The sequence below is a fragment of the Butyrivibrio proteoclasticus genome (genome assembly GCF_900115735.1).
Classification (GTDB): domain Bacteria; phylum Bacillota; class Clostridia; order Lachnospirales; family Lachnospiraceae; genus Butyrivibrio; species Butyrivibrio proteoclasticus_B.
On sequence record NZ_FOXO01000049.1, the window covers coordinates 1 to 12,118 of the forward strand.

General features: G+C 40.4%; 16 protein-coding genes. 4 read left to right on the forward strand and 12 right to left on the reverse strand.

Translation table 11 applies throughout. The features are described from left to right. The 10 genes from BM146_RS18080 to BM146_RS18120 all read right to left on the reverse strand — a co-directional run. Window positions 1–365, reverse strand: a 365-nt coding sequence (locus BM146_RS18080) for a hypothetical protein (protein ID WP_143087539.1), incomplete at its 3' end; no start/stop codon positions are given. A 147-nt stretch (window positions 366–512) separates the two neighbouring features. Then, window positions 513–674, reverse strand: a complete 162-nt coding sequence (locus BM146_RS19720) for a hypothetical protein (RefSeq protein WP_177201738.1) — start codon at window positions 672–674, stop codon at window positions 513–515. After that, entirely contained in the window at window positions 650–1,873 is a 1,224-nt protein-coding gene (locus BM146_RS18085) for an ABC transporter permease (protein WP_074891981.1), read from the reverse strand. The genes BM146_RS19720 and BM146_RS18085 overlap by 25 nt, the downstream gene beginning before the upstream one ends. Before the next feature lie 2 nt (window positions 1,874–1,875). After that, entirely contained in the window at window positions 1,876–2,748 is an 873-nt protein-coding gene (locus tag BM146_RS18090; protein ID WP_074891983.1) for an ABC transporter ATP-binding protein, read from the reverse strand. Beyond that, window positions 2,732–3,487, reverse strand: a complete 756-nt coding sequence (locus BM146_RS18095) for a hypothetical protein (RefSeq protein WP_143087540.1) — start codon at window positions 3,485–3,487, stop codon at window positions 2,732–2,734. Before BM146_RS18095 ends, BM146_RS18090 begins: the two co-directional genes overlap by 17 nt. Beyond that, window positions 3,484–3,999, reverse strand: coding sequence for an RNA polymerase sigma factor (locus tag BM146_RS18100; protein WP_074891987.1), 516 nt, complete (start codon window positions 3,997–3,999; stop codon window positions 3,484–3,486). Before BM146_RS18100 ends, BM146_RS18095 begins: the two co-directional genes overlap by 4 nt. Before the next feature lie 173 nt (window positions 4,000–4,172). Then, a complete protein-coding gene (locus BM146_RS18105; RefSeq protein WP_074891989.1) occupies window positions 4,173–4,952 on the reverse strand; it encodes a hypothetical protein in 780 nt (259 codons plus the stop codon). Between the two features lies 1 nt (window position 4,953). Further along, entirely contained in the window at window positions 4,954–5,448 is a 495-nt protein-coding gene (locus BM146_RS18110) for an RNA polymerase sigma factor (protein WP_074891991.1), read from the reverse strand. A 136-nt stretch (window positions 5,449–5,584) separates the two neighbouring features. Further along, window positions 5,585–6,946, reverse strand: a complete 1,362-nt coding sequence (locus tag BM146_RS18115) for an FtsW/RodA/SpoVE family cell cycle protein (protein ID WP_074891993.1) — start codon at window positions 6,944–6,946, stop codon at window positions 5,585–5,587. Between the two features lies 1 nt (window position 6,947). Then, entirely contained in the window at window positions 6,948–7,277 is a 330-nt protein-coding gene (locus BM146_RS18120) for a PadR family transcriptional regulator (protein ID WP_074891996.1), read from the reverse strand. 192 nt (window positions 7,278–7,469) lie between these two features. On the opposite strand from BM146_RS18120, the gene BM146_RS18125 reads away from it, so the two are divergent. From BM146_RS18125 to BM146_RS18135, 3 genes are read left to right on the forward strand one after another with little or no spacing between them, the layout of a single operon-like run. Then, window positions 7,470–8,030 carry an RNA polymerase sigma factor gene (locus tag BM146_RS18125; RefSeq protein ID WP_074891998.1) on the forward strand — a complete coding sequence of 187 codons (561 nt, stop codon included), beginning with the start codon at window positions 7,470–7,472 and terminating at the stop codon, window positions 8,028–8,030. After that, entirely contained in the window at window positions 8,027–8,668 is a 642-nt protein-coding gene (locus BM146_RS18130) for a hypothetical protein (protein WP_074892000.1), read from the forward strand. The genes BM146_RS18125 and BM146_RS18130 overlap by 4 nt, the downstream gene beginning before the upstream one ends. Before the next feature lie 17 nt (window positions 8,669–8,685). Beyond that, the gene (locus tag BM146_RS18135; RefSeq protein ID WP_074892002.1) at window positions 8,686–9,999 is read left to right on the forward strand and encodes a serpin family protein; all 1,314 of its coding nucleotides are present in this window, start codon (window positions 8,686–8,688) and stop codon (window positions 9,997–9,999) included. 66 nt (window positions 10,000–10,065) lie between these two features. On the opposite strand, the gene BM146_RS18140 is transcribed toward BM146_RS18135, so the two are convergent. Continuing rightward, window positions 10,066–10,647 carry a hypothetical protein gene (locus BM146_RS18140; protein WP_074892004.1) on the reverse strand — a complete coding sequence of 194 codons (582 nt, stop codon included), beginning with the start codon at window positions 10,645–10,647 and terminating at the stop codon, window positions 10,066–10,068. Between the two features lie 23 nt (window positions 10,648–10,670). Further along, entirely contained in the window at window positions 10,671–11,636 is a 966-nt protein-coding gene (locus tag BM146_RS18145) for a hypothetical protein (protein WP_242949443.1), read from the reverse strand. Window positions 11,637–11,799: 163 nt separating this feature from the next. On the opposite strand from BM146_RS18145, the gene BM146_RS18150 reads away from it, so the two are divergent. Further along, window positions 11,800–12,015 carry a hypothetical protein gene (locus BM146_RS18150; protein ID WP_177201739.1) on the forward strand — a complete coding sequence of 72 codons (216 nt, stop codon included), beginning with the start codon at window positions 11,800–11,802 and terminating at the stop codon, window positions 12,013–12,015. The last annotated feature ends 103 nt before the right edge of the window (window positions 12,016–12,118 follow it).

Genomic DNA, 12,118 nt, shown 5'->3' on the forward strand with positions numbered 1-12,118 from the left:
TCTTTGTGCTCTTTGCTGTCCGGATCAATACCATATTCTTCCTGGAGCTCTTTTAGCTTGGCATCATTTTCTCTTGTATCAGCACTCTTCTCATTGATCTCATCCTGCAGGCGCTTTATCTCATCTTTTATTCCCTGCATCTGGGCATCCAGTTTCTTTTCTCCGCCAAAAGCATCGGACACGACTTTAAGAGCCTGCTTTTTTGCAAGGCCCTGTCGTTGAGCTATCAGGCTATCTCCTGTGAGATTTGCACCTGATATCGCCCCTCTGTTTTTGTTATTAGTATGTGATTTAGACGCAGAATTTACGCCGGTCTGATCCTGAATAAAGCTATTCTGCACATCCATGTTCTGCTGTATCTTCATGAAACACCTCCCTGTGTTGTCAAAAAAGAGCATAGTTACAGCTTTCACTTTTTATATCGGTTCTTAGAGTGTCAACCCTGATAGTGCTTCGCTTTAAAAAATATAAAAATTTTATTAAATAGTGGTAATCCACAACCACTCATTCATCTATCCTGTAAATATACTCTTCAATGTGCTGATATCAGCCTTTTTAAGAGCATCCTCATCTAGTTCCAGCTTATTATCAGCACCTACAAATATACCGGCACGCTCTAGGAGCCTTTCTGTAGACTTTGTGGTCCTGGTCATCCATTTTTCATCTTTATCCATCGTTTAACAGTAGCAGGAATACAAACCACCATAATAATAATTGGTGTCAGCAGTTCAGCATATGGCATCCATACTATTTTTCCAAAGATATTAAGTGTGTCCATCCTGAAAATATCAGATGCACTTCCAGCTATTGGTAGAAGACTTATCAAGAGCTGTATTGTATATGGCAGATACTCGGAGATCATCAAAGGACCAAACAGAAATGCAAAGCCGCCAACAAGTGATAACAGCTCATTCTTTGATGATGCCGAGATCAGCATCATGATTCCCGCAAAGCCAAGAGCCCCGCTAAGAGCATGTATATATTCATATATTTCAGCCTGCATCATATTCATAGGGGCTATGGCTATCATTTTTATACACTGTATCGGTTCATCCCATCCGGATATCCCCATGTAGGTTATCTGTACGATGATACTTGGTATGGCGATAAGCAGGAATATTTCAAGTGTAAATACAAATCCTACAAAAAACTTCGCAACCGCATCCTTTTCCCAGCCATGTTTCATGGTTAGGATCATTTCACCTGTCCTGTCACGCCACTCTCCGGAAAACAAAGGCGCAAGGCTGATCATAAGGACAATTGCAATCATCAGCCCATATTCGGGAAGAGAATCACCAAGGACTGTCCTCCATCCTTCTGTCCACACATATGAAAACGGTATCTTAACCTTATCATTTAAGGACAGAAGATATCTTCTTTTTTCCCCGGTAATTCCGGATGCTTCCATAAATGTTTCAATAGCTTCCTGCCTACGTCCATATATATCTGTAAGTTTCTCTGTATCCACGTAGTCAAGCATCAATTGACTTGCATACTTATATAAAGAAGGTTTTTTCTGTTCAGGATAAAGAGTTTCCAGCCAGGTCGATATTACGCTCCAGTCCATTTTTCTTGTATCTGAAACTGTTCCATACTCATTTGCATACTGATAGTCGGATACCATCTCTGCAAGCGTGTCATCCGTTAGAAGATGCCCATACTTTTCTGAGTATCCCTGTCGCTCCCTTATTACATCATAGCCATCGAAATTGTTACCAAAGACACTTGTGAAATCATTTCTGCTTCCAAAGGTAAACCATTGAAACTGGAGTATTCCTGCGAAGACAACCATATAGACAAAGCATATAAACACGCTTACCCTAACATTTTTTCTGCTCCACAGCTTCTTGTGTTCTGCCAGGAAAAGTTCCATTTTCACTCACTCCTTTCCGTTGGGAAATGGTATAAATACAAGTCTTCCAGAGTAGCCGGGACCGGAACAGCCTTATCTGAAGGCATATCTTCACTGATTATCCTCAAGATAGTCCTGTTATCTTCTCTCCTTAAGTTAGCCACAGTTGTCGCAGTTTCCCACCTGCCCACATCCGAAGGTTTTACAGCCATTTCAAAGACATGACCCTGTACGTCCTCCACAAGATCTCTTATGCAACCCTGAGCGATAATTCTTCCCTGCTTCATTACAAACACCCAGTCAGCTATCGATTCAACATCAGAAACTATATGAGTGGACAAAAGCACAATACGGTCTTCAGCCAGAGATGACAGCAGATTCCGGAATCTGACTCTTTCTTTTGGATCCAGCCCGGCAGTAGGCTCATCCAGTATAAGAATTGCGGGATCATTTAGAAGAGCCTGGGCAATTCCAAGTCTCTGCTTCATTCCACCCGAATAAGTACGAATCTTTTTATTAGACACATCCAAAAGTCCTACTATCTTCAATAGCTTCTTGATTTTGGCTTTTGCACTTATTTTCGGAATTCCTTTTAATGCGGCAATATAATACAGGTAATCAGTTGCTGAATAATTAGGATAGTATCCAAAAGCCTGGGGGAGATACCCCAATAGATCACGGTAATCTGCTCCCATTTCAAAAATATTCTGTCCATCCAGCAGGACTTCTCCGCTCGTAGGTTCCAATATTCCGCAGATCATCCTCATTAATGTAGTTTTTCCTGCTCCATTTGCCCCCAATAATCCATATACTCCAGGCTGCATTTCGGTATTCAGATGATCAACAGCAATTTTGCTACCAAATGTCTTTGTCAGACGGTCAATCGACAAAACCATAGGTCTTTCCCTCCTTAGCCAATGAGATAAGATACCCCATTTCACGAATAAAAAAGCTTCCAAATATAATAAAGCAGATCAGCCAAATACCTACTGAAGATGCCTTATATAGCCCCGGTATAACCAATGCCACCATTCCAAAAATGATGCTTGTCAAAACAGCAGTACCGGCTGAATTCCTAAGCCTTCTTCTGCCAGAACGTATCAGTCTTAAAATCATGGTCACACACGCCATATATGGCACAAACACATACAATATCAGATTCAGTATCCCCTGCCCTGTATGGAAGCAGTACAATTCTACGATTAAGAGCAACGTAAAGCAGATGATATCTGATGCTCCGATGATTACCAGTCGTGCAAGAAGCAGCTGGGCACATGAATTCCTTGTTGCCAGTTCTATCTCGCTCATTTTGCTAATCTCTGCTTCAAATAAAGCAGGCAGTGCCACAAGGATAAATAATGGGATGCATACAGGTATAAGCCTCGGATAATCATTTATAAACTGTATGAACAGACAGATCATGACAAGAGTTGCCATCTGCCCCAGCAATATCATTAGCCCGTTCATCCGAAAGACTTCTGACAAAAATTCCAGATAATTACTCCTTTTTCTGTTAAGAACAGCCCTTTCTTCCGTAATCCTCCTGCACTCAGCCACGGTTTCCTCTATTTTTTTAGGATTCTCTATATACTTATATGAGTTAAGGTAATTCTTCAGTATTATTGATTTCATCATATTTTCCCTTTCTCACGAAGTGTTTTGATTGCCAGATTTACTCTGCTTTGCGCCGTTCTATACGGAATATTCAGGATTTCTCCCATCTGCCTGTAAGAGAAGCCTTCAATATAGTGCAAAAGCAGTGCTTCTTTCTGATCTTCAGGAAGATTTGCCATCATATGTCTGATCTCATCATCATCTTCAAGCCTCTTTATTTCCAAGGAATCACTGCCAAGCTCATAAATATCACAGGCGGTTTCTGATTCAATCCTTCTTTTTCGAAATTCATCAATGCATACACTTTTTGCTACTGAATATAGCCAGGCTTTGAAGTGACCTTTCTTCCTGTATTGGTTGAGACTCTTAAATGCCTTAAGGAATGTCTCCTGCGCCAAATCTTCTGCCAGGTCTGTGTTGCCACATTGCCACCTACAAAAACGCATGATCTGAAGGTAGTACTTTCGCACCAATATCTCCGAAGCATCCTCATCTCCTGCCCGTATGCGTTTTATCAAAAGCTCATCTACCATGGTTTCTTCTGCTCCTAAGTAATCACTCTATATATTAAAACGTAAAATAGCTCCATTTTGATTAAAAATTCTTATAAAAAATAGGCACCCCCGAAGGAATGCCATTAATTCTGAATTATGAAAATGTGCGTTGCGTTTTGCATTGTCCATTTTATATCTGTTATATTAAAATTTTATCTTGCGTTGATGATTTCTTCTGCCATATCAAAAAGCTCATCTGCTGTCATATCAAGGTCAAAACCCAAAATGCAGTATATTATACCATCTATCTCAAAGGACGCTGCACTAACATAAGAGGTATATCGAGGATCACTTCCACCATCGCTAATATAGAAATGTTTATCCGTTTCTGCTCTCTGAAGTTCCTCTTCTGTAGGTCTTTCACCATCTGGAAGGTTTAAATACTCATCATAGTTATAGTGAACTGTTATACCGTCAATTTCCCTAACAGCCGTATCCCTATCATGAGGATCACCGTACATATCTGCCTGATCCATATCAATATAAATATCAGGACATCCCTCTTTTGTATAAGTCAAGTCAATTCCTTTAAAGTTTCTAAGATCATTGCCATCTGCATCCTGTGTTTTTGCCTCACTGACTTCCATATACTCAAATGTGTACCCATTACTGAATGCTTCAACAGCAGTGATATCCATGCCGGCCTTTTCTTCAATCTTGGGCAAATCCTCAAAATTTCTTGTTCTGGTATCTATCCTGTTCCAACTGACAATGCCTGCTGCTTCTCCTGCCGCAAGGGCAGTAACGCTAAATAGTGTCAAACATGCTGCAATGGTTATTCCAAGCTTTTTAATATCAAGTTTTCCTTTCATACGACCTCCATCTGTGGCTCCACCGTTCATTATCTGGTGGACCATGTGCTCCTTTTCATAATCAGAAAATTTGATACTCTTCATGGATTCTTTATAGATCTCTATTCTTTCATTTCCCATATCATTCACCTGCCTTATATCTGGGTGCATATTCATCTGACAATGTATCTTTTAGAATTCTTCTGCCCCTTGAGAGATATTTTGAAACTGCTGTTTTTCTTTTGTCCATGATATCTGCAATTTCTTCCGTGTTATATCCCTCATAATAATACAGATAGATGGCAGTTCTGTAATTACGTGGGAGCTTCCATATCTCGTCAAGTATCTCGGAGTTTTTAGTCTGTGGTGCTTCCTTCTCAGTGACTTCATCCAATGCTACGGTTTTCCTGAAAAAAGCACTTTTCTTCAGATCATGACAGGCATTTATTGTTGTTCTGACCATCCATGCCTTTTCATGTTCTCTGCTTTCAAATGAAATATTACCGGTTAAAAACTTTAAGAAAACAGTCTGGCAGATATCGTCGCAGTCGTAAGTGTGCTGAAGGTAGTTGTAACTGATTCTTTTGATCATGTCAGAATAATCCTTTACAACTCGCCTGACTTCCTGTTCATCCATGTGTGAGTAATCTCGCTTTCTGTTCCTTTTAGAAGGCCTTCTACTTATAATACGATTTATAAGTTCAAAATTGGACACTAATTCTTTTATTTACAAAAAAAGAGCACTCCGCTTAAGGAATGCCCTTTAAGAATTCTCAATTTTTCATGATTTCAATATTTCCGAGCTTTAATATTCCGCGTATGCCTATATCCATATGCTGCGGATATGCGTCCTTATACTTGTATATACTGAGTATGATGCCCAAAAAGATATATGCCAAAACAACATTGCTTCCGCCAGCTGAAAAGAACGGCATAAACGAATCTGCATATGGGACCACTCCCATATTCTGGAACACATTTATGATCAGATTTGCAAGTAGGACATTCATACATCCAACTCCCATTACAAGTCCTAGCTGATTTTTGCTTTTTGCTGATGCTATACATCCGGTTACAATCATTGCTGCCACAGCAGCAACTACAACTAACACGATGACAAGACCATATTTGTTAGCCAGATAAAGAAGAAGAAAGTCACTGTTAGGATTTGGCAGCGCACCCAAAAGCTCTTTTCCAGAATCCCCCACCATGTTAACTTCATTAAACGAGCGTACAGTTCGTGTTAAAAATGCTGCATCATTATCAAGATAAAGAAACGCTCTGATCCTCTCCATCTGATAATTTGCCAGAGAGCCTGTTCTGTAGAGCAATGCAAGTATGGCTAATGGGAGCACAGTGATCGAAGCCCATAGCGCGGCAATCGTAATTTTCTTAGGAACTTTAAACCATCCTTTGGCAACAGCTATTGATAGCTGAACTGCCATAGTCATTACAAGTACCAATGCCGTCATAAATCGTGGCCACTTTAATACAAATACTGCCGGAATAATCATCCAGATAAGTGCCTTAAAAAAGGCTCTTGCGCTGCCTCCACGATATTTGTAAACAATTGCTCCATAAAGTGGGACATATAAAAGCATAAATGCTGACGTAAGGAATCGCACTGGTCCCAATGTCAGGTACATATGCATCCCATTGATTGTTAATCCCAGACTTCCAAGGAGTAAAATCGCAAGCATTGCCAGTGCTATAGGTTTAGCATACTTAGCAATAACAGTATAGTCGATCATATATATAATGATCATTGCAATCAATCCTGCCAGGACATTTGTATAAAAAACATGGCTTCCAATGACGCTTATACTTGCATCATGTGCGGAGGCATCTAAAACCATGAGTTCGTGAACCACACTGCTTGCTATTCCTATAAGAACAGCAATTGCAACTACGCTCCAGGCAATCCTTGGTCTGTGTATCCTGTCCATTGAAATTCCAACTTCAACTGGATCTCCCATATCGGCTACGGCTGCTTTTTCGGCTTCTTCCCTGTCCATTCCTTCACTCATATTGTCATTGATCTGATCCTCAATATGAGAACGGATTTCCCCTTCAATGCTTTTGTGAGCCTTCTTAAATCTTACCTGCTCAAGAAGCTTTCTGATATACTCCTCCATTTCACACCTCCAATGCTAGAACATTTGCTATAGCACCTGAATATTCATTCCATTCCTCTGTTTTGCTCTTGAGAAGTTTCTTTCCCTCTTTTGTAATGCTGTAATACTTTCTTGTTTTCCCCAAAAACTCCTGCTCATAAACAGTAAGCATACCCTTTTCTTCCAGGCCATGAAGAAGTGGATAAAGAGTACCTGCCTTTAGCTCAAATACATTCTGTGACTTCTTTCTGAGAGTATCAATCATCTCATATCCGTACATATCCTTCTCAGACAAGAGCTTTAAAACTAGCATTGTCATACTTCCAGTCAAAAGTGACTTATCAACTGCCATGATGTCCTCCTTTATATAGATTGTCTATATATTGCTTATCTATATACTATATCGTTGTTCGATATATGTCAATCATTCTGCTTATCTCTTCAACGAATTTTTTTGAAATATTTTTCCCAAATGTGTAACCATGCTATCATTAATGTCGCTATATAGAGTGAAGGCCTTAAAAAGAAAGAGAGGATCATCTTCATGGATGACTCACAGATTGTAGAGCTCTACTTATCAAGAGATGAATCAGCTATAACGCAGACATCTCAGAAATACGGAACCAAACTTAAAAGAATAGCCCAGAACGTACTATCAGATGCAGAAACTTCCAAGGAATGCGAAAACGATGCATACCTCCAGACCTGGAATCTGATACCGCCCAACGAGCCAAGGACGTATCTTTTTTCATTTGTCGGAAAGATTGTCAGGCATCTAGCCATAGACAGGCTTCGTCATGAGAACAGGCAAAAGAGATCTGCCATGTACTGCGAGCTTACTGACGAGATGCAGGAGTGTATCCCGGGAAGCGTTGATGTTTCACAGGAGTTTGATGCAAAAGAGCTTTCTGAGTGCATAAACCGTTTCCTTGACTCATGCTCTGAGGAACAGCGGAACATTTTTGTCAGAAGATACTGGTACTTTGATTCCGTAACTGAGATATGTGCAAAATACTCTCTTCCCCAGAGTAAAGTAAAGACCACGCTTTTCAGGATGAGGGAAAAACTTAAGAAGCATCTCGCAGACGGAGGATTCACTGTATGAACGAACATGATCTATTAGATGCCATCGGCGGCATTAATCCCAAGTACATAAAAAACGCTGACAAAGCAGTTTCAAAGAATAGTAAAATAGCACGTTTTCGTAGTTACTATCTTGCAGCTGCAGGTCTTTTACTCCTGGTTGTAGCTGGAATAGTAATCAGAAACAATCATGTGGCACCAGCCTATGAATCTATGGATGAAACGGAAGAAGTAACAATTGATGGCGCCATACCGGAAGGAATCGAAGGAGAAGTTCCAGATGTATCCGAGGGTTCTCCTATGCTTACAGAAGGAACTACTAAAGCATCCGAAGAAACAGATGGCATTGAGGTCACAGAGGGAAGCGAGGAAGTCGCTACAGAAGAATCCTTAGCAACTGAGTCTGCTGATTCCGACTATCCGGCAATGGTCATGTACGATGGGGCAGTCTATAAAGATTCGGGTGAAGAATTTATCGGCGAAATCTTAGAAAATGGCTTACTTCAGGTTTCATCATACACTGATGGCGAACCTTCAGAAAATGGCCAGCAGAACTTTGACAGGTCATCAGAGACAAAATTCTTTGTACTTAATGATGATGCCATAGTTGTACGCATCGATCCAAATGAGGGAATCTGGAGAATATTCTTAAAGCAGTAATAACAATGGAGGACATTATGAAAAAGAGAATAATATCAGCTATACTGTCAATATTAGTAGTTACCTGTATCATTTCAGGCTGTGGCTATACTGAAACACAGGGCAGTACGCAGGTCACTTCTCAGAAAGACGAAATCTCTGTTTCTGACGAAAACACTACCGATGCCACAAACACCCCTATTTCAGAAATACCAGAAGTGGATATCAACATGGATTTTAACAGCTCACTCATAGATTTTATTGAAAAATACGGCTTTTCTGACAAGAACTACATGATATCACCCACCTCGTTCAGAGCAGCTCTGGCACTTGCTGTTGCAGGCGCTGATAACGAGACCAAAAATGAGCTTCTGAAGGCAATGGGATTTAACTCCATGGATGAACTGATTTCATGGTACGAAGGTGTAACCGCCTCAGTGGATTCCTATAATGAATGGTTAAAGACTGCCCAGGATGAATTTAATGAATACCGGGATTACTACGGCGGTGATGCCCAGGCTCCGGATGGTGCTTTTGACCTGGAAAACTCCATCTGGAGAAACACGAAGTCCAGCGGCGAGCTTTCCAAAAAGTACATAGAATATGTGAAAGAAACCTTTGGTGCAACCGCTGAGAATGTCTCTGAAAAAAAGATCACAGATACAGTAAACAGTTGGATCAACGATAATACTAATGGTCTTATCCCATCCATCAGCAACGACCTGTCCTATGCAGATCTTATCCTGGTAAACACTTTGTACCTCCGCACATCATGGGTCAATGACTTCTTTGAGCCTGCCACGCAGGAAGGTGATTTCAAGACCCTTTCCGGTGAAACTGTAAAAAAAGATTTCATGAGCCAGCAGGACAAATTCAGATATTATGAAGACGAAAATGGCAAGTTTGTTGTCCTTCCCATGAATGGCGGAATAAACGCTGTGTTTATCCTGGGAGAAGTAGACGATGTAGCCAGCAAGATAGCCAATGCATCCGTTGAAGAAGTCGCTGTTAAACTTCCCAAGTTTGAATCAGAGACGTCCTTTTCAGAGAACCAGCTCATCGATTTCTGTGTAGCCCGTGGTGCAGAGCAGGCCTTCACTCAAGACGCAGACTTCTCACTCATGAGCGACGAGATGCAACTCTTTGTCTCTGACATTATACAGAAAACCAAGATCAAGGTCGATGAGAAAGGTATCGAAGCTGCCGCTGCTACAGCAGTCATAATGACAGAAGGCTGTGCCCTGGAAGAGCCTGAAGTAAAAGAGTTCATCGCAGATCAGCCTTTCAAGTACATGATACTTACAGACGGCGAGACTCCGGAACTTCTCTTCTATGGACAGCTTGTTGAATAAATATATTAAGGCTGAGCTTTTCAGATGGCTCAGCCTTATTTTTCTAAATTTCATTGACTAAATTGCTTACAGCCAATTTAGCAATTTCATCAGCTCTGAAATGTTTTTAGGTGAGCCATTATTATTTAACTCAAGTTGTAATTGCTGCTGATACCAGCCTTTAAAGTCAATCTTAGTAGTTGCTGTAGCATCAGGAGTTCGATATCGCATATATACATGTGCCAAAACCAGCTGTGGTGCAGCATTTTCTATCTTTCCTTCATTTTGCAAATGATATAACTTTACGGAGAGATCTGTGATATTGCATGATGAGGCATCGACTGTATCTGCATCGACAATCCTTTCCTCTGTTCGTCCATCATCGTATCTCAGCTTTACAGTGTACTCAGAATCTGTCCCCTCATTCTTATAAACTTCTGCCTGATATCCAAACTGTCCGTCATGCCAGTAGAAGGTCGGCTTCTCATTATTAAATCCATAATCCTGATCTGTAATTTCGACTTCCTGAGAACTGATACCGGCTTCGATTACAGATTGTTCATTTTTGTCAAATAAAATTGAAGAAAATGCATTATCCTTTTCGATTGTATTATTCACAGTGCTGGTGTATTGCGCATTGTACTCTTGTGTTAAAGCCCCTATTCTCATGCAGTATACTCCTTCAATACATCTTATATTATAGAGCCATCAGTTTCTTTTAGCTGTTTCTGTCGGAGCTCTTGCAAAGACCGAGCTCCTTCCGGATCAAAGAGATAAAGCAGCTTTTGGTAGTCGCCGGACTCTTTACATTGATACAGAATATCCCTCATGCAATCAGAATCTTTTCCGAACATCATTCCTAAAAGCCCCATATCATAATGGCTCTGCCTATCACTGAGAATACCTTGTACATGAAGATCCTCAAGCAATCCGTTATTTCTGACCTCCGCACCAATCTGTTGAGCCTTATTATATAAATCAGGGTCAACTCTTCGTAAATAGTCAAGATAACGGGTTTCAATATTGCGATTAGGCGTCCCGGACATTATCCAGTTTGAGATATCTTCAAGCGATGCCCCAACTTGAGCATCCTGGATAAGGTTCATTCGTAACTGACCATTTACTTCAGTGAATGTATATTTTCCGTCCTCTGAGTAAAGCGTTGATGATCCTGGATATTTCGGTTTTGCTTCTTGCTGTACCAGTACCTCAAATGCTTTGTGTGCATATGCTCCAGGGTTTCTTGTATCTTGTGGCATCTCCATTTTTCCAGACGCTACAGCTGTTTGTATCAGTTCATAATCAGAAACATGCCTTCCATGATAGTAGTAGCCGCCCTGATCTTTAAGTATTTCAAAAGAATCCGGCAATTTTACACTATCTATAGTCTCTTGGCTTAAATCATTAAACTCCGACTCAGCTTTATATCCAGCAGTCCTTGCATGGGTTCTTGGACCATTTATTATATCGGTTCCATATTTATCTGTAACCATGTGCTCTGTAATGGAAACTGATGCAAAGGAAAAGAGGCTATTTCTGTTTGCTGAACTACCATAACCGTTAACTTTAACTGAATAGGGAAAATCACTTTGGCGATCTGCTTTTCTTAATACTGCGTAAGAGCCGGTGTAATTAATAGTATTGGCATGAATAATCATTAAGTACCTCCATACAGATAACAAAAGCCGAATATCACTGGCTAAATCAATCCATTGATATCCGGCTGTTCCATCAATATTATTATCGGCAATATTGCATTGTTCTTTATATCTACGTCATAAATGGATTCTATATGACGGTGCTGAAAGAATGCTTCAAAAGATGGGACTTGACTCAAAATCTGTCAAGCCGTCAGAGATACGTGCCGATTATGAAACCATGCTGACTCGAAAAACAATTCTTGAAAAGACATACAAATCTGCAGAAAAAGAAGCCCAAAATATGCAGCAGAAACTCAACAATGTTGAGCAGTATCTTGGCAAAGATATTTCAAAAGAACAAGCCACAAAACATACACCCAGGCATGTTGGCATATGAAATCAGGCGGAAATTGTGATTATCATTTTTATATATCTTATCCTAAAACAAACGGAGACTACCAAGATGTGACCGGCAGTCTCCTTCTTCTTTTGAAATTACA

What these genes read in the sequence shown, in the direction of transcription:
- BM146_RS18120 (WP_074891996.1), bottom strand. Translation starts at nt 7,277, where the DNA reads ATGGCAGTTGATAAGTCACTTTTGACTGGAAGTATGACAATGCTAGTT.
- BM146_RS18090 (WP_074891983.1), bottom strand. Translation starts at nt 2,748, where the DNA reads ATGGTTTTGTCGATTGACCGTCTGACAAAGACATTTGGTAGCAAAATT.
- BM146_RS18115 (WP_074891993.1), bottom strand. Translation starts at nt 6,946, where the DNA reads ATGGAGGAGTATATCAGAAAGCTTCTTGAGCAGGTAAGATTTAAGAAG.
- BM146_RS18110 (WP_074891991.1), bottom strand. Translation starts at nt 5,448, where the DNA reads ATGGATGAACAGGAAGTCAGGCGAGTTGTAAAGGATTATTCTGACATG.
- BM146_RS18130 (WP_074892000.1), top strand. Translation starts at nt 8,027, where the DNA reads ATGAACGAACATGATCTATTAGATGCCATCGGCGGCATTAATCCCAAG.
- BM146_RS18135 (WP_074892002.1), top strand. Translation starts at nt 8,686, where the DNA reads ATGAAAAAGAGAATAATATCAGCTATACTGTCAATATTAGTAGTTACC.
- BM146_RS18140 (WP_074892004.1), bottom strand. Translation starts at nt 10,647, where the DNA reads ATGAGAATAGGGGCTTTAACACAAGAGTACAATGCGCAATACACCAGC.
- BM146_RS18095 (WP_143087540.1), bottom strand. Translation starts at nt 3,487, where the DNA reads ATGATGAAATCAATAATACTGAAGAATTACCTTAACTCATATAAGTAT.
- BM146_RS18100 (WP_074891987.1), bottom strand. Translation starts at nt 3,999, where the DNA reads ATGGTAGATGAGCTTTTGATAAAACGCATACGGGCAGGAGATGAGGAT.
- BM146_RS19720 (WP_177201738.1), bottom strand. Translation starts at nt 674, where the DNA reads ATGGATAAAGATGAAAAATGGATGACCAGGACCACAAAGTCTACAGAA.
- BM146_RS18125 (WP_074891998.1), top strand. Translation starts at nt 7,470, where the DNA reads ATGGATGACTCACAGATTGTAGAGCTCTACTTATCAAGAGATGAATCA.
- BM146_RS18085 (WP_074891981.1), bottom strand. Translation starts at nt 1,873, where the DNA reads ATGGAACTTTTCCTGGCAGAACACAAGAAGCTGTGGAGCAGAAAAAAT.
- BM146_RS18145 (WP_242949443.1), bottom strand. Translation starts at nt 11,636, where the DNA reads ATGATTATTCATGCCAATACTATTAATTACACCGGCTCTTACGCAGTA.
- BM146_RS18150 (WP_177201739.1), top strand. Translation starts at nt 11,800, where the DNA reads ATGGGACTTGACTCAAAATCTGTCAAGCCGTCAGAGATACGTGCCGAT.
- BM146_RS18105 (WP_074891989.1), bottom strand. Translation starts at nt 4,952, where the DNA reads ATGGGAAATGAAAGAATAGAGATCTATAAAGAATCCATGAAGAGTATC.